Source organism: Vibrio sp. BS-M-Sm-2 (genome assembly GCF_041504345.1).
GTDB classification, from domain to species: domain Bacteria; phylum Pseudomonadota; class Gammaproteobacteria; order Enterobacterales; family Vibrionaceae; genus Vibrio; species Vibrio satsumensis.
Window position 1 is genome coordinate 2680097 of the sequence record NZ_CP167894.1, and the last position, 24318, is coordinate 2704414.

At 44.4% G+C, this 24318-nt stretch carries 25 protein-coding genes; 8 read left to right on the plus strand and 17 right to left on the minus strand.

The window, feature by feature from the left end; genetic code table 11:
* The first annotated feature begins 64 nt into the window (after positions 1-64).
* Positions 65-1750: an alpha,alpha-phosphotrehalase gene (gene treC / locus AB8613_RS12350; protein WP_372383882.1), complete on the plus strand. Its 1686-nt coding sequence runs from the start codon at positions 65-67 to the stop codon at positions 1748-1750.
* A gap of 96 nt (positions 1751-1846) precedes the next feature.
* Here the strand turns inward: treC and AB8613_RS12355 are convergent, their stop codons facing one another.
* The 3 genes from AB8613_RS12355 to AB8613_RS12365 form a co-directional block, all read right to left on the minus strand.
* A complete protein-coding gene (locus tag AB8613_RS12355) occupies positions 1847-2782 on the minus strand; it encodes a hypothetical protein (RefSeq protein ID WP_261383485.1) in 936 nt (311 codons plus the stop codon).
* A 145-nt stretch (positions 2783-2927) separates the two neighbouring features.
* Positions 2928-4436 carry a winged helix-turn-helix domain-containing protein gene (locus tag AB8613_RS12360; RefSeq protein WP_132968998.1) on the minus strand — a complete coding sequence of 503 codons (1509 nt, stop codon included), beginning with the start codon at positions 4434-4436 and terminating at the stop codon, positions 2928-2930.
* 82 nt (positions 4437-4518) lie between these two features.
* The gene (locus AB8613_RS12365; protein ID WP_017060757.1) at positions 4519-5121 is read right to left on the minus strand and encodes a YitT family protein; all 603 of its coding nucleotides are present in this window, start codon (positions 5119-5121) and stop codon (positions 4519-4521) included.
* A gap of 347 nt (positions 5122-5468) precedes the next feature.
* Here AB8613_RS12365 and glyA point away from each other — a divergent pair, with 347 nt between their 5' ends.
* The gene (glyA, locus tag AB8613_RS12370; RefSeq protein ID WP_048606700.1) at positions 5469-6719 is read left to right on the plus strand and encodes a serine hydroxymethyltransferase; all 1251 of its coding nucleotides are present in this window, start codon (positions 5469-5471) and stop codon (positions 6717-6719) included.
* A gap of 238 nt (positions 6720-6957) precedes the next feature.
* Here the strand turns inward: glyA and AB8613_RS12375 are convergent, their stop codons facing one another.
* From AB8613_RS12375 to tsaA, 6 genes are all read right to left on the minus strand, one after another.
* Complete coding sequence (locus AB8613_RS12375) at positions 6958-7284, minus strand: hypothetical protein (protein ID WP_060982543.1); 327 nt, start codon at positions 7282-7284, stop codon at positions 6958-6960.
* 244 nt (positions 7285-7528) lie between these two features.
* On the minus strand, positions 7529-7720 hold the full coding sequence (locus AB8613_RS12380) for a DUF4250 domain-containing protein (protein WP_010436438.1): 192 nt from the start codon (positions 7718-7720) through the stop codon (positions 7529-7531).
* A gap of 1 nt (position 7721) precedes the next feature.
* On the minus strand, positions 7722-7925 hold the full coding sequence (locus AB8613_RS12385; RefSeq protein ID WP_008222923.1) for a YaeP family protein: 204 nt from the start codon (positions 7923-7925) through the stop codon (positions 7722-7724).
* Between the two features lie 168 nt (positions 7926-8093).
* Positions 8094-8789 (minus strand): tellurite resistance TerB family protein, encoded by a 696-nt coding sequence (locus AB8613_RS12390; protein WP_146492083.1) that lies wholly within the window; start codon positions 8787-8789, stop codon positions 8094-8096.
* 170 nt (positions 8790-8959) lie between these two features.
* Entirely contained in the window at positions 8960-10675 is a 1716-nt protein-coding gene (locus AB8613_RS12395) for a proline--tRNA ligase (protein ID WP_146492084.1), read from the minus strand.
* Between the two features lie 101 nt (positions 10676-10776).
* Positions 10777-11472, minus strand: coding sequence for a tRNA (N6-threonylcarbamoyladenosine(37)-N6)-methyltransferase TrmO (tsaA, locus tag AB8613_RS12400; RefSeq protein ID WP_146492085.1), 696 nt, complete (start codon positions 11470-11472; stop codon positions 10777-10779).
* A gap of 123 nt (positions 11473-11595) precedes the next feature.
* Between tsaA and AB8613_RS12405 the strand changes: the two genes are divergently transcribed.
* The 3 genes from AB8613_RS12405 to AB8613_RS12415 all read left to right on the plus strand — a co-directional run bounded on the left by AB8613_RS12405 (position 11596) and on the right by AB8613_RS12415 (position 13957).
* Positions 11596-11856 carry a type B 50S ribosomal protein L31 gene (locus tag AB8613_RS12405; protein ID WP_146492086.1) on the plus strand — a complete coding sequence of 87 codons (261 nt, stop codon included), beginning with the start codon at positions 11596-11598 and terminating at the stop codon, positions 11854-11856.
* Positions 11857-11982, plus strand: coding sequence for a type B 50S ribosomal protein L36 (gene ykgO, locus AB8613_RS12410; protein ID WP_123301017.1), 126 nt, complete (start codon positions 11857-11859; stop codon positions 11980-11982). It begins immediately after the preceding gene.
* A 388-nt stretch (positions 11983-12370) separates the two neighbouring features.
* Positions 12371-13957, plus strand: coding sequence for an AbgT family transporter (locus tag AB8613_RS12415; protein WP_146492087.1), 1587 nt, complete (start codon positions 12371-12373; stop codon positions 13955-13957).
* A 110-nt stretch (positions 13958-14067) separates the two neighbouring features.
* Here AB8613_RS12415 and AB8613_RS12420 read toward each other — a convergent pair whose 3' ends face one another.
* The 4 genes from AB8613_RS12420 to AB8613_RS12435 all read right to left on the minus strand — a co-directional run bounded on the left by AB8613_RS12420 (position 14068) and on the right by AB8613_RS12435 (position 17128).
* Positions 14068-14997 (minus strand): hypothetical protein, encoded by a 930-nt coding sequence (locus tag AB8613_RS12420; protein ID WP_285954310.1) that lies wholly within the window; start codon positions 14995-14997, stop codon positions 14068-14070.
* Between the two features lie 9 nt (positions 14998-15006).
* Positions 15007-16170 carry a BamA/TamA family outer membrane protein gene (locus AB8613_RS12425; protein ID WP_285954311.1) on the minus strand — a complete coding sequence of 388 codons (1164 nt, stop codon included), beginning with the start codon at positions 16168-16170 and terminating at the stop codon, positions 15007-15009.
* A gap of 165 nt (positions 16171-16335) precedes the next feature.
* On the minus strand, positions 16336-16785 hold the full coding sequence (locus AB8613_RS12430) for a YaiI/YqxD family protein (RefSeq protein ID WP_060982534.1): 450 nt from the start codon (positions 16783-16785) through the stop codon (positions 16336-16338).
* A 55-nt stretch (positions 16786-16840) separates the two neighbouring features.
* Positions 16841-17128 carry a hypothetical protein gene (locus AB8613_RS12435; protein WP_017069390.1) on the minus strand — a complete coding sequence of 96 codons (288 nt, stop codon included), beginning with the start codon at positions 17126-17128 and terminating at the stop codon, positions 16841-16843.
* 747 nt (positions 17129-17875) lie between these two features.
* Between AB8613_RS12435 and AB8613_RS12440 the strand changes: the two genes are divergently transcribed.
* Positions 17876-18394, plus strand: a complete 519-nt coding sequence (locus AB8613_RS12440; protein WP_372383883.1) for a GNAT family N-acetyltransferase — start codon at positions 17876-17878, stop codon at positions 18392-18394.
* Here AB8613_RS12440 and AB8613_RS12445 read toward each other — a convergent pair.
* Positions 18360-18668 (minus strand): DUF3301 domain-containing protein, encoded by a 309-nt coding sequence (locus AB8613_RS12445; protein WP_017060748.1) that lies wholly within the window; start codon positions 18666-18668, stop codon positions 18360-18362. The two genes, AB8613_RS12440 and AB8613_RS12445, sit on opposite strands and share 35 nt — an antisense overlap.
* A gap of 114 nt (positions 18669-18782) precedes the next feature.
* Entirely contained in the window at positions 18783-19823 is a 1041-nt protein-coding gene (locus tag AB8613_RS12450) for a DUF3549 family protein (protein WP_372383884.1), read from the minus strand.
* A gap of 87 nt (positions 19824-19910) precedes the next feature.
* On the opposite strand from AB8613_RS12450, the gene AB8613_RS12455 reads away from it, so the two are divergent.
* Both AB8613_RS12455 and truC read left to right on the plus strand, forming a co-directional pair.
* Positions 19911-20225, plus strand: coding sequence for a YqcC family protein (locus tag AB8613_RS12455; protein WP_285954314.1), 315 nt, complete (start codon positions 19911-19913; stop codon positions 20223-20225).
* Complete coding sequence (gene truC, locus AB8613_RS12460) at positions 20225-20974, plus strand: tRNA pseudouridine(65) synthase TruC (protein WP_372383885.1); 750 nt, start codon at positions 20225-20227, stop codon at positions 20972-20974. Before AB8613_RS12455 ends, truC begins: the two co-directional genes overlap by 1 nt.
* Positions 20975-21100: 126 nt before the next feature.
* On the opposite strand, the gene AB8613_RS12465 is transcribed toward truC, so the two are convergent.
* Together AB8613_RS12465 and glnD are read right to left on the minus strand one after the other, a co-directional pair.
* Positions 21101-21484, minus strand: coding sequence for a DUF3461 family protein (locus tag AB8613_RS12465; RefSeq protein WP_004734354.1), 384 nt, complete (start codon positions 21482-21484; stop codon positions 21101-21103).
* Between the two features lie 181 nt (positions 21485-21665).
* A complete protein-coding gene (glnD, locus tag AB8613_RS12470; protein WP_327783576.1) occupies positions 21666-24287 on the minus strand; it encodes a bifunctional uridylyltransferase/uridylyl-removing protein GlnD in 2622 nt (873 codons plus the stop codon).
* Positions 24288-24318: the final 31 nt, after the last annotated feature.

Consider the following 24318-nt stretch of genomic DNA (forward strand, 5'->3'; position numbering starts at 1 on the left):
GCTATTCGACCATGATTCACATGGTGATTTTTATTTTATATTTTCTGGTAAGTGAGTGTTAGAGATGGCGATGACTGAGCATGATGAAAGTTGGTGGAAAACCGCAACCATCTATCAAATCTACCCAAAGAGCTTTTGTGACAGTGGCAGTAAAGGTACTGGCGATATCAAAGGGATCATTTCAAAACTGGATTATCTTAAACACTTGAGTGTGGATGCCATTTGGTTAACCCCAGTTTACGCATCCCCAATGATCGATAACGGCTACGATATTTCAGATTACTACGCGATTAACCCGCAATTCGGCACCATGGAAGATTTCGACCTATTGCTGGCTGAAGCGCACCAACGTGGTATTCGTATCGTGATGGATATCGTGGTAAACCACACCTCAACAGAACATGCGTGGTTTCAGTCAGCATTGGGTGATAAAAACAGCCCATACCGCGACTACTACATATGGAAAGATCCTGTAAACGGCCAAGCACCAACCAACTGGCAGTCTAAGTTCGGTGGTAATGCATGGGAAATGGATGAAGCGACGGGTCAGTATTTCCTACACCTATTCGCGAAAGAGCAAGCCGACCTTAACTGGGAGAACCCGGTTGTACGCGAAGAAGTGAAAGACGTCATTAGCTTCTGGGCTGAGAAGGGCGTTGATGGTTTCCGCTTGGACGTGATCAACCTGATTTCGAAACAGCAAGACTTCCCCAATGATGATATCGGTGATGGTCGTCGTTTTTACACTGATGGCCCACGAGTGCACGAATACCTGAAAGAGATCAGCGAAGCGGTATTCCAGAAATACGGCAGCGTGACAGTAGGCGAGATGTCTTCAACGACACTCGAGCATTGCCAACAGTACTCAAACATTGATAACAGCGAGTTATCGATGGTGTTTAACTTCCACCACCTTAAGGTGGATTACACCAATGGTGAGAAGTGGACTAATGCGCCGTTTGATTTCTTGCAGCTCAAGTCGATCTTCAATCATTGGCAAACGGGTTTGAACGGCAAGGGCTGGGGCGCATTGTTTTGGTGTAACCACGACCAACCGCGAGTCGTGAGCCGCTTAGGTGATGATAAGCAATATCGTGTTGAGTCGGCCAAGATGTTGGCTGCGTCTGTCCACATGATGCAAGGCACGCCTTATATCTATCAAGGTGAAGAGATTGGCATGACCAACCCAGGTTACACCGAGATCAGCCAATATCGTGATGTTGAGAGCACCAATATGTATGACATCATGGTTAACCGTGATGGTGTGGCTCATCAAGATATGATGGCGATTCTGGCGCAGAAATCTCGTGATAACTCTCGCACGCCGATGCAGTGGAACAGCGAAGCGCATGCAGGCTTCTCACAAGCTCAGCCGTGGCTAGATGTTGCAAATAACTATACTGAGATCAATGCTGAGCAAGCGCTGGAAGACAAAGACTCTGTTTTTTACTTCTACAAGAGCTTGATTGAGTTACGTAAAGAAGTGCCAGTGATTACTCATGGTAGCTACAAAGACTTGTTGCCTGAGCACCCATCGGTATTTGCGTATTCTCGCGAGACTGATGGTCAGACTTTGTTGTGTGTTAATAACTACTACGGTGAAGCGTGTCAGGTTGAGTTATCTAATGAATTTGAACTGGATAAAGCGCAATTGCTATTGGGGAATTACTCTAATGAGCAGTTGCCAGTTTCTGCAAACACGGTAGCCTTACGACCGTATGAAACAAGAATTCTCTTGATAGAGCAATAATACTCGTTCCCCTATGCGAGTATAAGCTTTGAGCCTGAACTCTATGTGTCAGGCTCAAAGCTTTCCTTCCTATTCTCTAATGGAAGGCTTCGGCTACTAGCCTTTGTTGACCGTAAATGAATCGAGAGTCCACGTCGTTTCGTTCAATTGGGTGCCATTCTTTTCATCCCAGTCCATCATTTTCACAACGCCAAAGCTTGGGTTGAACCATGTTTCAGTATTGCTTTGAAATTCAGCTGAATCATACCCATCACAAACCACGTTGTAAGTGTTTTCAACTTTCAGGTACGCCGTTTCAATTTTCTTATCTTGAACCGTTACCGCTGAGCGCTGACCATTTTCGGAAACTTGTTGCTGCCAATGGAAGTCACATCGTGTGTCTAACGATCCTAAATCATCAATATCGCCTTCGTAGAAATCATCAAGCAAGGCTTCTAGTTGTCCAGTAGTAACCTCAAACGAAAGCCCGACAGAACTACTGCTCTGACTAATATTGGGGCTTTTTTCTTGTACTGTACTGCCTGAATCTTTGAATACTGGGTTGGTCACCAAAAAGTCGACAGCCTCACCATTAGTCAATTCTATATTGGAATCAACTGAGTTAACAAAGCCATCGCTGCCTTTGTAAAACAGGCCACTGTCCGTCTCACCTTGTATCGTCATATCCGCGGCGTAGAAGTCGTTGATGCCGCTGTTAACCATGCTCTCTAACGTTGTTTTTAGCTTCTCCAATTCAGCTACACCTTCAGTCTCATTAGAGATCGCTAACTTATCTAATTCCAACTGAATATTGGCTAACATTTGCTGTGAACTGATATCTCGGTATGCAATATCCAGTGCTATGTTTTCACCGCCATCTTCTGATATTAGGTAAGACAACAATGTGATGTTCTTTGGTGCAAACTGAGAGTTGTTGATCGGGTAATCGAACTGAGTTGTACCAGTAGAGCCAGATGAAGAAGAGCCACCTCCGCCGCCACAGCCATAAAGAGCAAAGAGAGAAGTCGCAAGCAGCGTCATGGATTTTTTCATGTTGAGCATTCCTAATATAGTTGGCCTAGAGCGGCCTGATGTTTTTAGGAATGCTATTGTTGAGAGGGTTAATAGGGCAAAAAATGAAGATACATAAGATCTTAATTTATATTTAAACCATTGTTTTTAAGTACTTTATATTTCTTTATTCGGAAAGTTGATGGCCGACATTCGTGCAGTAGTTAAGCATCAGGTTTTCCCACTGCTTAATGATTAATGGCTCTTTGATGCTCAATTTTAGATTTTTCCAAGGCTGGAGACAGGTTGATTTCGACTCCGGTTTGGACAAGCGAGCAAACAACTCTTCTGAAGGAACCACTCGCAATAATGCGACCAAGGATTCCATGTAGTTGAGGCGAAACTTATCCATGTCTCCTTGCTTGTAACCAATATGGGAAATCATCATATAGACCAGTGCGTTCTCGATGGTCGAATTGCCCGCTGTGTTGGTCAGGAATTCCTTCGCGGTTTGCAGGTCTCTTAACTTGAAGTGAATAATCCCAAGCCAAAGTTTGAGCTCGTCGGGAATCAACTTAAAGCGTGTTTGCACAAGGCTAGTGAAACTGATCAGTCGCTGGTGGTCAGTTTCAAAGAGCGCCATTTGTCGTGCAATCAATGTTGAAGTCATCACGTTGAGTGGCACGCTATCCAGCTTTAACGTTTGTTCGTTAAGTAAATGGCTTAGTTCTTTATCGCTGACAGACCACTCTGGTGATAGCGGCGCAGGCAAAGCAAAGTAGTTTGCTAGCTCTCTATTTATTTCCATCAAGTCTTCACTGAGGTTATCTATCTCTATTGAGTAGACACCGCGGAAAGCAAGTTTGCCTGAACTTGGGTAAATAAGGCTGACTTTAGCCGCAAGGCGTGTATCGACTTCCTGATCCTTTAATTGAATATTGAGCAGGTAATCACTGGTGCGCATGTTTTTGGCACCCGGAAAGAAGGGCGTACTGTCTATTGGGTCTACGAAGTAACTAGGTGCATCTTGATTCGCTAAGTCGGTATAAGCGTATTCAATTTGTTGTTGAAGTAGTAGCGCTTTAACGGCTTTGCGATACGTTCTCGCATTGTCTCCAATGGCATCGATACGGTTTAGCAGTAGCTCGACCTTAGGAATTAGCCTCTGTGTGCGTTCAAGCTCTGAGGCTTGGTTTGAAGAGTGCCAAAACATATAGCCTAAAGTCGCAGTGCTTATCAGCAGCACAACAGAGAGTGACAGTAACAAAAGATTAAACGGTGATGTCTTTTTACTTGGTTGAGGCTGTTCGGTTACCTCAAGAGGTTGGGGCTGTGCATTGGCCAAGCTCACAGAGCTAGGGTTAAGGAAGTAGCCCTTGCGCGGATAAGTCACCAGTATTTTGGTTGCGTCGCTATCTGGCAGGTGTTTTTGAAGTACTGAACGTAAGGTACTGATTCGGTTTGTCAGAACATTTTTGGAAATGAAGTTACTTTGCCATACAGATTCAATGATGTGCTCGGCAGCGAGCGGCTGACCAACGCTGGTAAGAAGTAACTCTAATAGCTCGATAGAACGAGGTTCTAAATCGATGACCTGCTTGTCGCAGCTTAAGACTCGTGTGTTGGTGTTGAATTCCAAGCCTTCAATATAAATAGAGGTTTGTTGGTCTTTGGCGCTAGAGAGGTAATCTTGCATAGAAAAGGCGACGGTTTATAAAACCTAAATACTAGCTGTTTTTGTTATTAAAAACAGCTAGTAATTCATAAGGTGATTGGTATTAAGACGCGTAATTCACCGAGTAGCGAGTTGGTTTGTGATTCATTGCCAATACGATGTTCAATACTGCGGTGCCTAATACAGATACGGCAATCACCCAAGGCGATACAAAGAAGAACGATGCAAACAGAATACAGGCATCAATACCCATTTGGGTTTTGCCTACGGAGATACCGTAGCGGTCTTGGATAAACAAACACAATACGTTGAAACCACCCAGGCTTGAGCGGTGACGAAATAGGATTAGCATACCTAAGCCCATTAACAAGCCGCCAGCAACTGCACAGTAGATTTCGTTATGAACTTCTAGCGAGATAACTAAGTATAAATGGTCGGCAAACACAGATACTAAAGCACCAGAAATCGCACTGCTAATAGCAAAGCTACGGCCGAATCGTTTCCATGCCAATAAGTAGAATGGACAGTTGGCAACAAAGTACAAAATACCAAAGGTTACAGGCAAGAATTGACTCAAAAGCAGAGCCAAGCCAGTAGTGCCACCAGTAAGCAGGTTCGCTGACTGTAAAAAGAAGACGCCTAACGCTACTAAAAATGTGCCAGTGAGGATTGCTACCCAATCTTCTTTACGTGAGTGTTTTTCCATCGTTTTTATAATTACCTAACCAATAAAGGCGTGCATAGTAGATAAAAACCTTAGCTTTCGGTAGCTTGAGGTGCAAAATTAAGGTAAACCTATGTAATCTGCGTTTTACAGGGTGTAAAGCGTAAAATTGACAGTAAGCGTCATCTTTGGTTGGATCAGCTTAATAACCATGATGAATCTTATTTGTGATTATGAAAAAACTGCATGATAAAATTGCAATTAGCTCTTTATGACCTAGATCAAATTATGTAGAATGCGTCACATCAAAACGGTGACGGAAACGTTTGCTTTCGGTCGTTGTGTGGTTTTTTTGAAACTTTCAGTACAATCTGAGTCAGGAGATACAGATGCTTAAGCGTGACATGAACATTGCTGATTACGATGCGGACCTATTCGCAGCTATCCAAGAAGAAACTCTTCGTCAGGAAGAGCACATCGAACTTATCGCTTCAGAAAACTACACAAGCCCACGTGTAATGGAAGCTCAAGGTTCTCAGCTTACAAACAAATACGCTGAAGGTTACCCAGGCAAGCGTTACTACGGTGGTTGTGAGTACGTAGATAAAGTTGAAACTCTAGCAATCGAACGTGCATGTGAACTGTTTGGCGCTCAATACGCAAACGTACAACCTCACTCAGGTTCTCAAGCAAACAACGCTGTATACATGGCACTGCTGAACGCTGGCGATACTGTTCTAGGCATGAGCCTTGCGCACGGTGGTCACCTAACTCACGGTTCTCCAGTAAACTTCTCTGGTAAGCTTTACAACATCATCCCTTACGGTATCGATGAAGCAGGTCAAATCGATTACGAAGAGATGGAAGCGCTAGCTATCGAGCACAAGCCTAAGATGATCATCGGTGGTTTCTCAGCTTACTCTCAAGTTTGTGATTGGAAGCGCATGCGTGAAATTGCTGACAAAGTAGGTGCTTACTTCTTCGTAGATATGGCTCACGTTGCTGGTCTAATCGCTGCAGGCGTTTACCCGAACCCAGTTCCACACGCTCACGTTGTAACAACGACAACACACAAGACGCTTGCTGGTCCTCGTGGTGGTCTTATCCTTTCTAACGAAGGCGAAGATCTTTACAAGAAGCTAAACTCAGCAGTATTCCCAGGCGGCCAAGGTGGTCCTCTAATGCACGTTATCGCTGGTAAAGCAGTAGCGTTCAAAGAAGCTCTAGAGCCAGAATTCAAAGAATACCAAGCTCGCGTAGTGGCTAACGCAAAAGCAATGGTTGCTGAATTCCTTGCACGCGGTTACAACATCGTTTCAGGTTCTACAGAGAACCACCTGTTCCTAGTTGACCTAATCGACAAAGACATCACAGGTAAAGAAGCAGATGCTGCACTAGGTGCAGCGAACATCACAGTGAACAAGAACTCTGTACCAAACGATCCACGTAGCCCGTTCGTTACTTCAGGTATCCGTATCGGTTCTCCTTCTATCACTCGTCGCGGTTTCTCAGAAGCAGACGCGAAAGAGCTAGCAGGTTGGATCTGTGACATCCTAGATAACATGGGTGATGAGTCTGTTATCGAAGCAACAAAAGCAAAAGTACTAAATATCTGTAAGCGTCTACCTGTTTACGCTTAATTTTTTCTTCGTAGTGATTTGAACTTCGTTGTCGAGCATGCTCACTTACATCCGTAAGCTCCGCGTGCTCTCCTAGAATTTCAAACAACTACTTTGAAAAACACTTTTAAAGGGGCTCATTGAGTCCCTTTTTTGTATCTGTGGGTATGGAGTTGGGTTATCTGAGAATACAGAAAGGCTGATACTAAAAAGGGCTGATGCTTGCACATCAACCCTTTGTTGTTTGCAGGTCTTAATTTTACTTTTTGATGCTCAGTAAAGTGCCTGACTTACACTTGAACGAGTAGTAGCTGCGGCTTTCATTGAATTTGCCTAAGCCTTCGCCATCGCAGTAGTCGATGTTGATATCACGCATTACTTCTAGCGTATCTTCGCTGTTCAAAGCGAATTTAGAACCATCAGAACAGACGATACGAATTCGCTCATCATGGCTTACTGAGTAGATATCGACTTCGGTATTACACAGTTCAAAAGAGGCTTCACGAAAGTTATCTTGCTGAGTATTTGAAGAGCACCCTGCGGTGAGTGCGGCTGTGATAACGGCTAATAGTCCGAGTCTTTTCATTGTTAGTCCTTCGATATCATCCAACTTAGTGATGAGTTTTATATGCTGTTCTGGGTAGCCTATACAACAACACGCTTTGGTTCAAGGATCGCAGGTTGACTCTAGGATATAAAAGTATAGGCGCAAACAGATAATTTATAATAGGTTTATTGATCTTTGGCCTATTATGCACCCTTCTTCCGGCCAAAAAATAAAAAGACCAACACTAAGGTTGGCCTCTCAAAATCAAGCTTGTTCTAAATGGCTATCTAAACTGTTTGGCTTCTGGAAGGAACTCAAAGCCAGCAGACGCAAGTTTCGCGATTAATGCTGCTTTGTCGATCTCGTAGAAGTTGACCACTCGATCCAAATCACCGCCGAAGTCATCACGCAGTTTCATGTTGACGATGCTCATCAACATCACAGGATCCATTTTTTCAAAGTTAGCGAGGTTCATATTAGTCCTCGAAATCTGAAATCAGTAAGTTAGCTGCGGCAAATGCTGCACGCTCACGCGCTTCTTTAGGAAGAGATTCATCTGCAGCAAGGTCATTCAATGTTTTTACCGCGCAGGTGATCGCTTTAGGGATATAGCCTTGGTCGCCACTGCCAATTTGAGAATACAGTTCACGCACCAAATCACAACAATCGTATACTTTCATTTTTATACCTAACCAAATGATAACTGATCTCAATATACACATAGAGATAAGCAAAAACAAAGTGGATCTGATTAAGTTCAGAGTTAGTTTGTTCTTGCTCAATATCTCATTCTGTTGATGCTCAACGTATCACTTTGCTAGCTTGCCTATTAGCCGGATATTGACTGCTTAACCAGAGATTTGCTGTTCAAGTTGATAAGTAACTTCATCATCAAGGTTGAGTTGCTTGGCTAACTCTTTGAGGTAAGCCTTCTCCATGAAGTTCTGCTCATCCGCTACAATCAAAGACGCTAAGTAGATCTCACTCGCTTGTTGAGGTGAGGTCGCGAGCTGAGCAATTTCACTTGGATCGAGTGGCTTGTGCAATTCTTCAGACACCAATTTAGTCAGTTGATAATCGGCACCCATGTTTTCGACGGCTTGCTCAATCTTGGCCATCTCTTCTTCATCAACATGACCATCCGCTTTGGATGCTGCAATCATCGACCTGAGAATCAGCACGCTATGGTTTGAGTCGTTCTCATCAAATTGAGCTTGTTCGGCATTTGGTGTTTGCCCTTGTTTAGACTGATAGTCGTTGTAGACCTTATAAGCCAAAGCGCCCAGTGCTGCTGCGCCACCAATGCCAGCGGCTTTCTTACCCATTTTCTTGGTCTTCTTAGAGCCCATTAACGCCCCTAACAGTCCACCACCAACTGCGCCTGCACCGAAGGCGCCAAGTGTGCTCTTGTTGACACCTTTGCCATTGCTGCTACTGCCTTGAGATAGGTTGCTTAAACTCGAAGATCCTTGGGAAAACTTCTGAGTACCTTGTTTAACGAGATCTGACTTAAGTGCTTGGTTAAGTAAGCTTTTGATATCCATCGATACCTCCAATGGTGAGCATGTCTAAAAAGTTGATGACACCAATATACGGACTGTTAGATGAACAGAGGATTAACTGACATTTCTTTACGTTAGGTGATTAATAGCAGGAACAAAAAAGGCTACCTAATGGCAGCCTTTCAATGTTTATCTAGTCAGTAATCGGATTACTAAGCTAGTTGAGCTTTAAGGTGCTCGATAACCGTGTCCATTGCGATAGCTTCTTTATCACCAGTACGACGGTTTTTGTATTCGAAGTTACCTTCGTCCATGCTGCGATCACCGATAACGATAGTGTGAGGAATACCCACAAGCTCGATATCTTTAAACATAACACCAGGGCGCTCTTTACGGTCATCAAATAGTACTTCGATACCCATAGCCGTTAATTCAGCGTATAGCTTCTCAGCTGCTTCTTTAACGCGCTCAGATTTGTGCATGTTCATTGGTACGATAGCAACTTGGAACGGCGCTAGTGCGTCTGGCCAAGTGATACCGAATTTATCGTGGTTTTGCTCGATAGCAGATGCAACAACACGTGAAACACCGATACCGTAACAACCCATTTCTAGAATTACGCTCTTACCATCAGGACCAAGCACGTTACAGTTCATTGCTTTAGAGTAAGTATTACCTAGTTGGAAGATGTGACCAACTTCGATACCACGCTTAAGTTGGATAGTACCTTGACCACATGGGCTAAGGTCGCCTTCAACTACGTTACGTAGGTCTTCAACCTGAGCAAGCTCTACGTCACGACCCCAGTTAATACCGAAGTAGTGCTTACCGTCTACGTTTGCACCAGCGCCAAAGTCGCTCATTACAGCAACAGAGCGGTCAACGATGAATGGTAGCTCTAGGCCAACAGGGCCAAGTGAACCAGGACCTGCACCAACAAGAGCACGGATTTCTTCTTCAGAAGCCATCTCTAGTGGAGAAGCAACCTGTGGAAGGTTTTCTGCTTTCACTTCGTTAAGCTCGTGGTCACCACGGATGACTAGAGCAATGATATCTGCTTCTACTTCATCAGATGCTTTAACGAATAGAGTCTTAACTGTCTTCTCGATTGCTAGACCGTGTTGCTCTACCAATTCTGCGATAGTTTTCGCGTTTGGTGTATCAACCAGTTTCATCTCTTGAGTTGGTGCTGCAGCATCTTCAGTAGGAGCGAGTGCTTCTGCTTTTTCGATGTTTGCTGCGTAATCTGACTCAGTTGAGAATGCGATTAGGTCTTCGCCGCTTTCAGCAAGAACGTGGAACTCTTGAGAGCCGCTGCCGCCGATTGCGCCAGAGTCAGCTAATACTGGACGGTATTCAAGGCCCATGCGGTCGAATGCTTTACAGTAAGCATCGTGCATCGCTTGGTAAGACTTTTCTAAGCCTTCTTTGTCGATATCAAAGCTGTACGCATCCATCATAGAGAATTCACGTGCACGCATTACGCCAAAGCGAGGGCGGCGCTCATCACGGAATTTAGTCTGGATTTGGTACAGGTTTAGAGGTAGCTGTTTGTAAGAGCTGATCTCGTTACGTACTAGGCTCGTTACTACTTCTTCAGCTGTTGGGCTGAGAACGAACGGACGAGAGTGACGGTCTGTGAAACGAAGTAGCTCAGGGCCCATCTTTTCAGAACGGCCAGTCTCTTCCCAAAGCTCAAACGGTTGAACTACGGGCATCAAGATTTCAACGGCACCTGCATTATCGATCTCTTGGCGAACGATATTTTCGACTTTACGCAGTACACGTAGACCAGTAGGTAGCCAAGTATATAAACCTGAAGCTAGCTTACGGATCATACCTGCACGTAGCATCAGCTGGTGGCTGATAACTTCTGCGTCGTTTGGAGTCTCTTTCAAAGTAGAAAGAAGGTAGTTACTGGTACGCATTCTATGGTATCCGTTTCATCATTGATAAAAGAAAACTTGCTGTGGTTAGTGACTACAGCAAATCTGATATAGCCGCATATAATATCAGCCTATTTGAGATCTCAAAAGCGCTCAATGTCAGTTACATTGATGAAAAGCGTTTCAACAACGAATTTTACGTTAAGATCGAACAAATTTACCGCATATTCCTTGTTGTCTGGTTTGCCTTTCTTATAGGCCGGACGTGGATCTTGGCCAAGCACTTCTTTGATCACCTTAATGATATGACGGGCTTGTGGATGGTTTGCTAGTTTACTTTGTGCTTGCTGAGAAAAGCTAACTTCTAGCACCTCTGGCTCTTCGGCGGCAAACCCTCCGAATGCATCTGGAATCGAATCCGAGTAGGGAATATAAGGTTTGATGTCGATGATCGGTGTGCCGTCTACTAAGTCGACGCTGCCGAGATCCAACCAAGTTTGCCCTTTCTCTTGAGACACACCTTTGAGTTCAACCGCAGACATGCCAATTCCATTGGGTCTGAATGTGGCACGAGACGCGAATACACCAATACGTTCATTGCCGCCAAGGCGAGGTGGCCTCACGGTTGGTTTCCATCCTGCTTCAAGGTTCTTATCGAACAAAAATAACAACCACACATGGCTAAATTGTTCAATATCACGAACAGACTCAAGGCAGTTCGCTGCTTCAACTAGCCTAACTCTTGAGGTCGAAGTGGGTACTAACCTAGGCTGTCTTGGCACAGCGAACTTCTCTTTATAAGGAGACTCAATAAAGCCAACAGGTTTAATGGTGTACATAGCAAGGTGTTCTCTGGTTTCAGTTAAGACGGAAAAATATCACAAAATCGCTTGTTTTTCTTTTGATAATAATTATCATTTGGTATGTTATAACGTATCAATTTAAGCATTTGGGGAAATACAATGAAACCGAATATCCACCCTGACTACCGCACAGTGGTGTTCCACGACACCAGTGTCGATGAGTACTTCTTGATTGGCTCAACGTTGAAAACAGAACGTACTATCGAATGGGAAGATGGCAATACTTACCCTTATTTCACGATTGAAGTATCGTCAAAGTCGCACCCTTTCTATACCGGTAAACAGAGAGTGCTACATAAAGAGGGACGTGTTGCGAACTTCACTCGTCGTTTTGGTCAATTAGGTAAGGGAGCGAAATAAATGAAAGTCGTGAAATCACTGAAAAGTGCAAAGAACCGTCACCCGGATTGTCAGATAGTAAAACGCCGAGGCCGTCACTATGTTATCTGTAAAACTAATCCGAGATTCAAAGCGGTTCAGAAATAAGCCGTCAATTTGATGTGACACGTGTGTAAAAAACGAGGGGAAAGTCAAACTTCATTCATTTGACTGCTTTTCTTTTCCCTCAAGAGGAACCGGATTAAAGATAGAGTGTTTATTTAGCGTACGATGTGTTTTATTTTTAAGTGAATCAATAGGTTATATCGTTAGATATATTTGTAGTGAATGCGTGGTTGTGAATTATAAATCTAGATTTTGTATTTAATGTAGATTTATTTGCTAATTAATTGTTCAAATAAAGTTAAAAATCACCATTTGTTACACATTTTGTAACATTTTGAATTTCTAATTGATAATTTTGTCGCGTACCCTTCGCTGGCAATTTGAACATTTTTGTCACAATTGCATAGGAATCACTACAAGGAGGGAACTGATGAGTTCATCAGCTTCAATAAAAAACAACTCGCCAAAGAAACCTATTTTTACCCGTTTTCTCGATGGTGTTGAATATTTGGGGAACCTATTACCCCACCCAATCACTCTTTTCGCAATCTTCTGTGTCGCTATTCTAGTTACTTCAGGTATCGCTGGATATTTTGAAGTGTCTGTTATGGACCCTCGCCCAGAAGGTGCTCCAGGTCGTTCTGCTGACGGAATGATCTATGTTGTAAGCTTACTGAATGCTGAAGGCTTACAACTCATCGTAACTAATCTAGTTAAAAACTTTGTTGGCTTTGCGCCATTAGGTACCGTGCTGGTTGCAATGCTAGGTGTAGCAATTGCTGAGCACTCAGGTCTATTATCTGCTGCGATGCGTGGCATGGTAATGGGCGCATCTAAGCGCATGGTTACGGTAACTGTAGTTTTTGCCGGTATTATCTCTAACACGGCTTCAGAGCTGGGTTATGTAGTACTTATCCCGCTTGCAGCAATGCTTTTCCACTCTTTGGGTCGTCACCCATTAGCGGGTCTAGCGGCAGCATTTGCTGGTGTATCTGGTGGTTACTCTGCAAACCTTCTGATCGGTACGGTTGACCCACTGCTTTCTGGTATCACAGAAACAGCAGCACAAATGATTGACCCGACTTACAGCGTTGGTCCTGAATCAAACTGGTACTTCATGTTTGTTTCTACTTTCTTCATCGCTATTACAGGTGCATTTGTAACTGAGAAGATTGTTGAGCCAAAACTGGGTAAATACAACGACGAAGAAGCGTCTGAAGATTTATCAAATGATTCAATGGGCAAGCTAACAGACGTTGAGAAGAAAGGCCTTAAGCTTGCGGGTATCGCAGTGCTAGCGGTTTCAGCGCTTCTTGCTTGGACGATTGTTCCAGCTGATGGTGTTCTACGTTCAGCCGCAGGTACGGTTTCAGGTTCTCCATTCCTGAAAAGTATCGTAGCGTTCATCTTCGTATTCTTCGCGGTTCCTGGTTTTGTTTACGGTAAAGTTACCGGCACAATGAAAACAGACCGTGATGTGATCGAGGCAATGTCTAAGTCGATGTCTTCAATGGGCATGTACATCGTACTTGTGTTCTTTGCTGCTCAGTTTGTCGCTTTCTTCAAGTGGACTAACTTTGGTCAAGTATTCGCAGTTGCAGGTGCTACTTTCCTACAAGATATCGGCCTAACGGGTCCAATGTTGTTCTTCGCATTCATCCTAATGTGTGGCTTCATTAACCTGATGATCGGTTCAGCTTCTGCTCAGTGGGCAGTAACAGCGCCTATCTTCGTTCCAATGCTAATGCTAGTAGGTTACGCTCCTGAAACGATTCAAGCGGCTTACCGTATCGGTGATTCAACAACCAACATCATTACTCCAATGATGAGCTACTTCGGTCTTATCCTTGCGGTAGCGACGCGTTACATGAAGAACCTAGGTATCGGTACTCTGATTGCAACTATGCTTCCATACTCAATCGTGTTCTTGGTTGGTTGGAGCTTAATGTTCTACGTTTGGGTATTCGTATTTGGCCTACCAGTAGGTCCGGGCGCTGCAACGTACTACACGCCTTAGTCTTGAGTACTATATTTGTTTATAGACGGTTCGTTCTTATAGACAGCTCTCTATTAGAGAACAAATAAACCTGCGTTTATCGCAGGTTTTTTTCGTTATGCCATTGGGAACTAGTAGGAGTAAGTCATGATGACATTGATGATTTTTCTACCCGGGCCTCCGATAAACTCTAAATTAGCTCCGTAAGTTTTCGTGATATTCCAGTTTGCTCCGATGATTGCAGAGTAGTCTTCAGCGCTCTGTTGAGATAATTGGTAAGACAGTCCATCCACACCTAGCGCGTTGTTTTCTTGGGTTAGCCCTTCGCTATGCATGTAAGCGGCACCTATATAGGGGAAAATGTTACCCCAGTTTTCAGTTTGGATAAGTTGGCCAACTCGTGGACTGAACAACATTGTTTTGGTGTTAGTACGCTCATCATCAGTGCGAGAGTGCGTCATACTGGCCGGAAGCACATAAGTGAAATCCCCAACTTGACCTACAATATTCATTGAGAACCCCCAATTCGAACCTTCAACATCGGGATAAAACTCCGGAGTGCTGACGGATTCTTTAGCGCAAGTGGGTAATCTTGGATGATTGTCGCAAGCTTTAAAGAGTGAGGTCGGTATTTCGGCTGTTAATTGTGTTCCTCCCGAGAAACGGCCTACATGCACACCCATTTGTAAGAAAGGAAACACCCAAGCCGCAGCGCGCAGTTGCATGCTTTTGCTCTCGATCTCAGGAGTACCAAAGGACACCTGAGAAAGCTCGTATCTGTCTCCTAAATCTACATCGCCAACTTGCACGCCCAAATCATACATTTCGATGTTTTGCTTAGAAGCGTTACCTATAAATGAAACAGAAAATGGTAGAGGCAGAGCGTAACCTAGATCAATTGCTTTTTGGGCATGAAAGGGCAAAGCATGCTCCCACTTTTTATTCAGCTTTTGCTGTGTTTCAGCATCAGGGAAATCGACTCGTGCACCGTCCTCTGCCTTACTTGGTGTTGAGCCTATAGCCAATGCGACAGCGGCACCTAACGTTGTAAATTTCGTCATGATGGCCTCTTAAAACGCTTCGTTGATCGACAAGTAAAGGCCTTGGGCATCATTGGATCCAAACCCGAGATCAACACGAACATTCATACGAGGTTGGAGTTCATAGCGATAACCAACGCCATAGCTGTAAATTTTATCTTGATACAGGTCATTGGTATTTTCAGCTGTTGTAGCGAGACCTGCCCACATCGTAAAGCCATGTTTGGTGTAATCACCATTGTTCATAAATGACTGGCGATACTCCATGGTGTGCTCGACGCTGTGCATATCACGGTAGCGTCCGTAATAGATGCCACGCATAGAATCTTGGCCGCCAAAGGTCGGCAGTTCGTAATAGGGCACATCGCCTGTACTTAGGTTGGCAGTATTGAGAAAAGCGAAGGTGGCGCCTTTGATTGGTGTCCAATAAAGACGGTAATCGGCTTCGGCTTTTTCAAAATTGGAGTCACTGCCAAAGTTGTCCTGGTAGCTCGCGTATTCAAGGCTTAGAAACTGACCTTGACGTGCATTTACTGCGATGTCTCGAGTATCCCACTGTAAGGCTACCCCTAGCCCTAAAGTGAAGGGATTATCTTGACCGTAGACAAAATCGGCATCTTGAGCGACGTTTGATGAAATCGACTCTTCGATGGCCTTTTTGTACTGCAGGCGAAGTATTGGCCCTAGGTAAATGTTGTTACCTAAGTGCATTCCTAGATCGGCATTGTAAGTGACGAAATCATAGTCGACTAAGTTCTCTTCATCTTTGCCGGTATTTACCCCCGATTGATAACCTGTACCGAAATAGTACAAGCTTTGTTTTCCCATCGATAATTGGCCGAAGTAACGAAGTCGATTCTGTGGAGAAAATATTTTTTGCTTAGAGCGAACACCAAACCCTACACCGCTATCCATTTCATTGGCGATACCCACTAATGTGATAGAAGAGCGTTGAGTTTTGCTCGGTTGTTCCGGTGTGGTGTTAAATGAGTACAATCCTCCGATGGCAAGCATAAAGCCAGTTTCAGGCATGTAAGCTGGTCCCCCAAGCAGTGAAAATAATCCGTTATCTTTGTTATCTGGTGGCGAGGGGAGAACTGTATCTTCTTGTGCTAAAGAAGTAGAAGAGAATCCAAGGAGCAGGGAGCAGATCCATTGCAACGAGCCAAAAATAGTCGTTGTTTTATGTAGCATGGTGCACTCATGTGTTCACTAAAAGAGGGAGTATCTATGTCTGTGCTACGAGGAGGTAATGATCAGTTTCAATATCTGATATGTGTTAACTGTATATCTTTGTTGGGATAAGGCTTGGAGCACCATCTTGACCGGCTTCAAAATGGTGCACACAAAATAAATTGGCTATTTTGGTCGCTTAGCGAGGATTTTATCAAGGTGGTTGGCAAACTCTCGACGATCGGTTTGAGAAAGGGTACTTGGTCCGCCAGTTTGGATGCCACTTGAGCGCATAGTATCCATGAAGTCACGAATGTTCAGACGTGCTTTGATGGTCTCTTTGGTATAAAGCTCGCCACGAGAACTGAGTGCTTGCCCACCTTTGGTGATCACTTCGTCGGCCAGAGGGATATCGGATGTAATTACAAGGTCGCCAGGTTCAGTGCGTTTTACGATTTCATCATCAGCAATATCAAATCCGCTTGGCACTTGAATCGAGTGAATGTTATTGCGTTTAGGAACGGGAACCAGATGGTTTGCCACAAAGGTACATTCAACCCCTGTGCGCTCAGCTGCGCGTACGATTGTTTCTCGGATAACCTTTGGACAAGCGTCCGCATCAACCCATATCTTCATAGTGTTCTAATTTCTCTGTTAGCTTATTTATCGGTCAACTTATTGCTCAGTTGCCTTATTGATCAGTTAGTTTAGCTTCAAGCATGGCAACGCGAGCAGTGAGTTCAAGGATTTGCTTTTCCAGTTGGCTAACACGATCAAGTGCAGGCTCTTCTTGTGTCGCGACTTCAACTTTAGGAACGCGATTGGCGCTTTTCCAGCTCTTGATGGTCGTAATTAAAGCTGGCATCGGAACGGATGTGCTCATACGAGCCTTAACTAAAGCAACTGTCGGTTCTTTGCCTTGCGCTTGCAGTCCTTCAAGCACTGATTTCAACTCTTCAGAAACATCTTTTGTCAGCATGTTGATCTCCATTTTTAGTCTTCAGTCATTTTACTCGCTCTGGTGAATGATAGCGAATCATAAAACCGCCCATGGCTTGTGAGAGATCTCTTACAAAGGCTGTGAGATAACACGAATACATCGCTAGAGAGATTGATGTGCATATAGTTAAGGTGTTGAATTTTATTTGTTTTATATAATTAACAACTTTTTCGGATTCAAAATGTGATGTAAATCTATTGTCCGAAACCCTAAATCGCGTAAATTAAACCTTGTCGGAAGGATTCTGACACGGAACAGGAAAGCACCAAGGATTTGGTTATCTTCAGGATGAAGATTTGGTTACTTAGGATTGAGTGATCAAGCATGGAGCGTAAGGATATTGTAGGGATACAGTCAGTTAACAGGAAGTTAGCTGCAACGGAATGACAATGGACACCTTTAGGATTAAAGGGTTGGATTAGCATCAGGATGATGTAAAGGACACCGCTCACGGAACAAGTGATGTGCGCTAACTAGGATTGTTAGCTTTCAGGAAGATTGGACACCGCTAGGACGGCGAAGTAAAGGAAAGAGCTGAAGGATTACAGCCACTATTATGGATGATGCATGGAGCATTAATTAGTAGCCGGACTGCTGCGAGTAAGACCCTAGCCCTGACACTTCGGTGTCGGGGCTTTTCTTTTCTTGGCGTTTTATTTAGGCGCTGCTCTTTATTTAAGAGCACTACATCTGCTTTCTGCTAATGGTCAACACAAGGAGTGTTTTATGACGATAGCAACCTCAAGAACGCTGTTGGTTCCTTATACCGAACAGCTACAACACGACTTTATCAAGTTGAATTGCTGCCCCATTAATCGTGCTGAAATGAATGGGCCGCACTCTATTGCCTCTGCTAAGCACTTATTTCAAGAGATACTGCAAGACAACGTCGGCTTCTGCCGTGCGATCATCCACAACCAAACCCGTGAATATCTTGGGCATGTCTTTGTTTCATCGGAAGAGGGGAAGCATGAACTTGGTTTTATTTTGGATAAAGAATACTGGAATCAAGGTCTTGCTAGTGAGGTGCTAAAACCTTTCTTTAGTTTGGTGTGTTTTGAAGAACGTCTAACGAATGTTATCGCGACTGTAAATGTTGGCCATAACCCATCAATTAAATTATTGGAAAAATTAGGCTTTGCATTTAAAGAGACCAAACAAGATCAGTTTGGCCCTTACCATGAATATCTCTATACCGCGTATTGTGACGTTACATTCTATGAGGCTGTAGCTCAAACCGCATAGAGCGGAAGCCTACCATAGTCAGTTTGCCTTGGTACAGGTCATCACCTAACGCTGAAAATTCAAATTGGTACACTGTATGCCAGCGCCAAATCGTGGTTAACTCATGGCGCATCTTAAGCTTATGGCCACTGAAAGCAACACTCAACAATTGTAAATCCAGCTCTTTACACTTTCTCGCAATGGCAGCCTTCGCAAGCTCTGATTGCCTGCGCTGCTGCCAAAATAGAAAGCAAAAGAAGCACAGCATCAAAATAGCCAATAAGTTATCTATCATTTAATCCATACTTCCTTTTATCTCTCTATTCCAATCGTGATTTGAGCTTATTCTTACGAGCTATTGGGGTTGAGCCAGACTGCTATTAAGTCGTTCAGCTTTTGATTTATTCGACTATTGCGACTTAGCCGCTTGTTGTAACTCAACAAGTGCATTGGCGAGTTCTGGTGATGGGTTCGAGTTCAATAATGGTAAAAATACCATTCTCAGTGTCGGAATCATCACTAAATCTGCAAATAACTGATTGAACAGGTTCTGGTTGCCTGTTTGTGCGAGGCGCAACAAGAATTGCTCAGCAATCGCTGGATCTTGTAGTGCGTGCCAGCTGCGACCAGCCAAACCAATTAACACCTCTTGGTGGCTTAGGCGTGGGCTAGCCAAGACTTGATTAATCACGGCATTCGTTGTGTTTTGCTCTGCGCCAGAAAGGGCACGTACCAGTGCTGAAAGCAAGAACAGATCCGGTTCTTGGCTATTAATCTCGCTTTCAGCCATCTCTTGTAAGCGTTGAGCCAGCTTGTCATTGATTTGCGTGTGTTCAAGTGCCCCTAGTGTTGCGTATAGAGGTTCTGATGGCAGTTTGTTCAATGCTTTACGAATCGCGACACCGTTTTGCTGGCTGCCTAGGCGAGCACACATATCGGTGATGCCTTGAAGACCAACAGTTTTCCAGTTGTCCCAGCCTAGATCGCCAGTGAAGTAGCGTTGAGCGTGTTCGTAGTATTGGCTCGTCGCCAGATCTAAACCGGCTCTTACTTGGCTATGGAACACGGCCATCTTGTCTTCTGAAGGCTTAAACGTGTATGGGTTGTTAGACAGCTTTTGTTGTTGCTCTTCGCTGATCTCGCCGTTTAAACGTGTGCCCATTGCTTCGATAACAAACTTAAGGAAGTTGCCTACATCGCCTTGATGCAATAGGCCTCTTTCGTCCAGTTTAAACTTTAGGAACCAAATCCAAGGTTGCTTGTGTTCGTTCCAGTAACTAATCGCTAAGTGAGCTTGTTTCTGAAGTGGAAATGGGTACGGCTGTTTCCCTTGCTCAACATCAGAGAATAAGGTGTTGTCGATCTTCTGAATGCGACGACCTAGGTCGTAGATATCGTATTGGCAACCGCTATTCTGTAGTAACTGAGTGAGCGTGTGAATCGTTTCCATAGTAATAAAGCTCCTAACTTTCTTTCCTAAATAGATGGTACTCTATGCCCCAATTTCAAGGTCACTAGATAAATAACTTGGTGAAAAATGACAGCTGCCACAAAGTTACCTCCTTTACTTCAACAATTAGAACAACAAATGCGCCAATGTTCGCTGTGGAGTGATGTTCCACCTTCGGACGAAGCTCTGGCGAGCGTTGAGCCTTTTGCTATTGATTCTCTGCAGCCAGAAGAGTGGTTGCAGTGGATCTTTATCGTTAAGATCAACGCAATGATGGATGCGAAAATGCCCCTACCGAAGGGCTTTGCTATCTATCCTTATTTTGGTGAAGTTTGGAAAAATGAGGCAGACAAACTCGAACTGCTAGTGACGATTCAGAGCATTGATGAGGTATGTGCGTAATGTTAGAGATCATTTATCAAGATGAGTATTTTGTCGCGGTGAATAAGCCAGCGGGCATGTTAGTGCATCGTTCATGGTTGGATAAGCACGAGACTCAATTTGTGATGCAAACACTGCGTGATCAAATTGGTCAGCACGTATTTCCTCTGCATCGCTTAGACCGCCCAACGTCTGGCGTCTTGGTGTTCGCTCTATCGAGCGAGGTTGCCTCTGAGGTGATGCCAATGTTCGCTAACCATGAGATGCAAAAGACTTATCATGCAATTGTTCGCGGATGGATAGAAGAGGGGGATACGCTCGATTACGCGCTTAAGGTTGAACTGGATAAGATCGCAGATAAGTTCGCGAAAGAAGACAAAGAAGCGCAAGAGGCGGTGACAGTTTATGAACCGCTAGCAAAAGTGGAAGTACCATATTCTACGGGGCGTTTCCCAACGAGCCGTTACTGCTTGGTTGAGATGATGCCAAAGACTGGTCGCAAACATCAGCTGCGTCGTCACATGGCTCACCTAAGACACCCAATTGTGGGTGATACTTCACATGGTGATGGTAAGCACAACCGATTGTTTCGTGATGATTTAGGTTCGCACCGTTTGTTGCTACATGCGTCTGAATTACGTTTCATTCATCCTTTCACTAAAGAAGAGTTGGTAATGAAGGCCAACCTAGATGAAACGTGGTTAAGGTTGTTTGAAACTTTTGAGTGGGACACCAACTTAATCAATACTAAAGCGTGTTCGTCTAAGTAAAAATACACGAACCTAAGTAAGCATAGAAAGTAAAACAAAGGGCTGATAGTGATATCAGCCCTTTTTAATGTCTGCGTGATCTGAGCTTAACAACTCATCGTGGTTGTTAGTTATCTTTTCTCGGGATCATTTTAGCTTTTCTAGATCGGCTTCGATCTCAGCGATCTTACTTGATACCACTTTCTCTAGATGGCGTAAGTCGGTAAGGATCTTCTGCTTCACATCCACCTCAGCCGTTGGCGTAGGTTTGGTGATTTTGTTGAGCTCATCAATTACAAGAGTGAGGTTGCGGTTAATCTCGGTCACTTCTTTGTATTGATTATTGCCACCGCTAACAAGCACACTTTTTACTTGTCGTGGGTACTTAAACTTAACGCTTTTTGCGAACAGTTCACCTTTCTGCTTACGAAAGTAAATCTTCAGGATATCTTTGTGCGCTTCTTGGCGAAGGGAGTAACGTTCAATCTGTTTAGGTTCGTGGATACCTAAGCCAGTGAGGTTTGGATACATAAGCGACCTCTAGGTTATGAATGTAATACTTTTATGTAATTGACTTGATCAATGTAGCAGCCTAACGACGAGCTAGATAGTTGATATCTGTGAATTGATTGTAAGTTGTGGGCAAGATCGCTCTCTATCTTTACCCACTCTTATTTAGTTATTAAACCTGGTGATAGCCTGCATTAGCTTTCTAAGGTGCGAGTTCCGAAACGTGCTCGGTTAATCGTTCTCTTAGCGCCTGTTCTTGTTCTTCAGACAGCCTTCCCCCTGCTTCACTGGTCAGAATAAACAAATCTTCTGCACGTTCACCGATGGTGGTGATTTTCGCACCGTGTAAGTTGATGTCTAGTTCCGCAAAGGTTGCACCCACTTGAGCCAATAACCCCGGCGTATCAAGGGCTCTTAACTCCATCAAGGTGCGCTTTTTGCTCTTGGTTGGCAGGAACTCAACTAAGGTTTTGACCTTAAAGTGCTGCAAGTTACGTGGCGTGCGACGCGTCTTTATCTTCGTCGGGCGGCCATCAGCCAATACATGAGTCAAATGTTTAGCAACGGCTTTGTGTCTCGCTTCATCAATCGCTTCACCATGTTGGTCTAGTACGATAAAGGTATCCAAAACATGGCCATCTTTGCTGACCATGACCTGCGCGTCATGAACGTTAAAGTTGCGCCTGTCGAGTTCGGCAACCACGGTCGCAAACAGTGCCGCTTGGTCTTTACAGTAAACGAACACCTCGGTACCGCCCCGTGTCGCTTTCTTACTGATCAGTACTAATGGTTGGCTTGGATTTTCCAGGCGAAGTAAGTGCTCACAATGCCAAGCGATTTGTTTGTGCGTATGACGTAAGAAGTAATCGGCCTTGAAACGCTGCCATAGCACTTCAATTTCACGAGCTGTGAAGCCTTCTTTACGCAGCAGTGCCGATGCCATTTGTTGATTGTGACGAATACGATCTCTAACATCGACCGGGTTTTCCAAGCCACGGCGCAGCGCACGCTGAGTTGAGTGGAATAACTCTGCGAGTAGGGTCCGTTTCCAACTGTTCCATAACTCAGGGTTCGTCGCACAGATATCAGCCACGGTTAAACAAACCAATAGTTCGAGTGACTCTTCATCACGAACTTTTTTGGCGAATTCGGTGATCACATCTGGGTCATAGATATCACGGCGCTGAGCCGTTACTGACATCAACAGGTGATTTTGTACCAACCACGCCACTTGTTTAGCTTCAGGTTTCGATAGCCCGTGCTCGATACAGAAAGAATAAGCCTCAACTGCACCAATCTCAGAGTGGTCTCCGCCACGGCCTTTGCCGATGTCGTGGAAGATAGCAGCAAGGATTAATAACTCTTTCTTTTGTACTCGTGGGTACACTTCACAGCAGATAGGGTGCTTATCGTGGTTTTCAATTTGACCAAAACGGTTGATATGCTTGAGTAGGCGAATGCTGTGTTCATCCACGGTGTAAACATGGAACAGGTCGAATTGCATCTGACCTACGATCTGACTCCATTGCGGTAAGTACGCTGAGAGCACGCCGAGTTTATGCATCAAGCTAAAGGCTTTGTGCAGAGCATTCGGGTGGCGAACCAATGCCATGAATTTGTCTCGAGCTTCAGGAATGGTATGCAGGAATCGGTTCAATCGACGACGCGCCGTTCGTAGTTGTCGCAATGTTGGAGGGCTAACACCTTCGATGGAAGAGTCATTCGCGATGTGGATGAACATATCGAGAATCGTTTCTGGTCTTGCTTGGAATAGAGCTGGTTTACGCGCTTCGATCAATGACCCTCGACGTTGGAAGTCATTATCGAGAATCTCCGCATCTTGGGTCTGACCGCCATTGATGATCGCTTGATCGAACAGTTTCAGAAGCATTTTATTAAGCTCAGCTACGCGACGAAGTGTTCGATAGAACTCCTTCATCATCATCTCGACGCCACGATTCCCTTCGCCCGTATAACCCAGATGTTCAGCTACCTGGGCTTGATGGGCAAAGGTGAGACGGTTGTCGTAACGGCGCAGTTCAATGTGCAGCGCAAAACGAACGCGCCATAGGAAATCTTGGCACTCAACTAATTCACGATACTCCGCATCGGTTAGAAAGCCGTATTTGCTCATCTCTAACAAAGAGGTTGCACCGAAATGGCGACGCGCAACCCAGCTCAAAGTGTGGATGTCTCTTAATCCACCCGGAGTCGATTTGATATCGGGTTCTAGATTGTAAGTGGTGTCGTGGTAGCGAGCGTGACGCTCTCTCTGCTCTTTAATCTTAGCCTTGTAGAAGGTTTCACTTGGCCAAAATGAATCGGAATGAATCTTCAGTTTTAGTTCTTGGAAGGTGTCTTCACTGCCACACAACAATCGCGATTCTTGCAGGTTGGTTGCAACGGTTAAGTCATCAATACCGATCTCGAGACATTCGGCAATGGTACGTACCGCGTGGCCGACTTCTAATCTTAAATCCCAGAGTAGGGTGATGAACTGGCTGACTTTTTCGCCGAGTGCTGGTGGCAATGTTTTCTGCGAGACGATAAGGATATCAATGTCAGACAAGGGGTGAAGTTCGCCACGGCCATAGCCGCCCACTGCGACCAGTGAGATATGAGGCAGTTTGCTGAATCCGAAGTGATCCCATAATCGACTGAGAAGCAAATCCATGTACTCGGAGCGCAACAGAACTAAGTCGGTAACTGGGTGGTGATTCAGAAATTCATTTTTTTGATACTGCGTGAAGATCTCGAGCTGATTTTTTAATTCGCAGATTTCAATTTGTTCGTCATTGAACGTAAGAGGGCATTGATAAGGCATAGTCTGCTATCCGTGCAAGCAAATGAGAATA

Coding starts and splice junctions, on each gene's coding strand:
- treC (WP_372383882.1), top strand. CDS start 65: ATGGCGATGACTGAGCATGATGAAAGTTGGTGGAAAACCGCAACCATC.
- AB8613_RS12355 (WP_261383485.1), bottom strand. CDS start 2,782: ATGAAAAAATCCATGACGCTGCTTGCGACTTCTCTCTTTGCTCTTTAT.
- AB8613_RS12360 (WP_132968998.1), bottom strand. CDS start 4,436: ATGCAAGATTACCTCTCTAGCGCCAAAGACCAACAAACCTCTATTTAT.
- AB8613_RS12365 (WP_017060757.1), bottom strand. CDS start 5,121: ATGGAAAAACACTCACGTAAAGAAGATTGGGTAGCAATCCTCACTGGC.
- glyA (WP_048606700.1), top strand. CDS start 5,469: ATGCTTAAGCGTGACATGAACATTGCTGATTACGATGCGGACCTATTC.
- AB8613_RS12375 (WP_060982543.1), bottom strand. CDS start 7,284: ATGAAAAGACTCGGACTATTAGCCGTTATCACAGCCGCACTCACCGCA.
- AB8613_RS12380 (WP_010436438.1), bottom strand. CDS start 7,720: ATGAACCTCGCTAACTTTGAAAAAATGGATCCTGTGATGTTGATGAGC.
- AB8613_RS12385 (WP_008222923.1), bottom strand. CDS start 7,925: ATGAAAGTATACGATTGTTGTGATTTGGTGCGTGAACTGTATTCTCAA.
- AB8613_RS12390 (WP_146492083.1), bottom strand. CDS start 8,789: ATGGATATCAAAAGCTTACTTAACCAAGCACTTAAGTCAGATCTCGTT.
- AB8613_RS12395 (WP_146492084.1), bottom strand. CDS start 10,675: ATGCGTACCAGTAACTACCTTCTTTCTACTTTGAAAGAGACTCCAAAC.
- tsaA (WP_146492085.1), bottom strand. CDS start 11,472: ATGTACACCATTAAACCTGTTGGCTTTATTGAGTCTCCTTATAAAGAG.
- AB8613_RS12405 (WP_146492086.1), top strand. CDS start 11,596: ATGAAACCGAATATCCACCCTGACTACCGCACAGTGGTGTTCCACGAC.
- ykgO (WP_123301017.1), top strand. CDS start 11,857: ATGAAAGTCGTGAAATCACTGAAAAGTGCAAAGAACCGTCACCCGGAT.
- AB8613_RS12415 (WP_146492087.1), top strand. CDS start 12,371: ATGAGTTCATCAGCTTCAATAAAAAACAACTCGCCAAAGAAACCTATT.
- AB8613_RS12420 (WP_285954310.1), bottom strand. CDS start 14,997: ATGACGAAATTTACAACGTTAGGTGCCGCTGTCGCATTGGCTATAGGC.
- AB8613_RS12425 (WP_285954311.1), bottom strand. CDS start 16,170: ATGCTACATAAAACAACGACTATTTTTGGCTCGTTGCAATGGATCTGC.
- AB8613_RS12430 (WP_060982534.1), bottom strand. CDS start 16,785: ATGAAGATATGGGTTGATGCGGACGCTTGTCCAAAGGTTATCCGAGAA.
- AB8613_RS12435 (WP_017069390.1), bottom strand. CDS start 17,128: ATGCTGACAAAAGATGTTTCTGAAGAGTTGAAATCAGTGCTTGAAGGA.
- AB8613_RS12440 (WP_372383883.1), top strand. CDS start 17,876: ATGACGATAGCAACCTCAAGAACGCTGTTGGTTCCTTATACCGAACAG.
- AB8613_RS12445 (WP_017060748.1), bottom strand. CDS start 18,668: ATGATAGATAACTTATTGGCTATTTTGATGCTGTGCTTCTTTTGCTTT.
- AB8613_RS12450 (WP_372383884.1), bottom strand. CDS start 19,823: ATGGAAACGATTCACACGCTCACTCAGTTACTACAGAATAGCGGTTGC.
- AB8613_RS12455 (WP_285954314.1), top strand. CDS start 19,911: ATGACAGCTGCCACAAAGTTACCTCCTTTACTTCAACAATTAGAACAA.
- truC (WP_372383885.1), top strand. CDS start 20,225: ATGTTAGAGATCATTTATCAAGATGAGTATTTTGTCGCGGTGAATAAG.
- AB8613_RS12465 (WP_004734354.1), bottom strand. CDS start 21,484: ATGTATCCAAACCTCACTGGCTTAGGTATCCACGAACCTAAACAGATT.
- glnD (WP_327783576.1), bottom strand. CDS start 24,287: ATGCCTTATCAATGCCCTCTTACGTTCAATGACGAACAAATTGAAATC.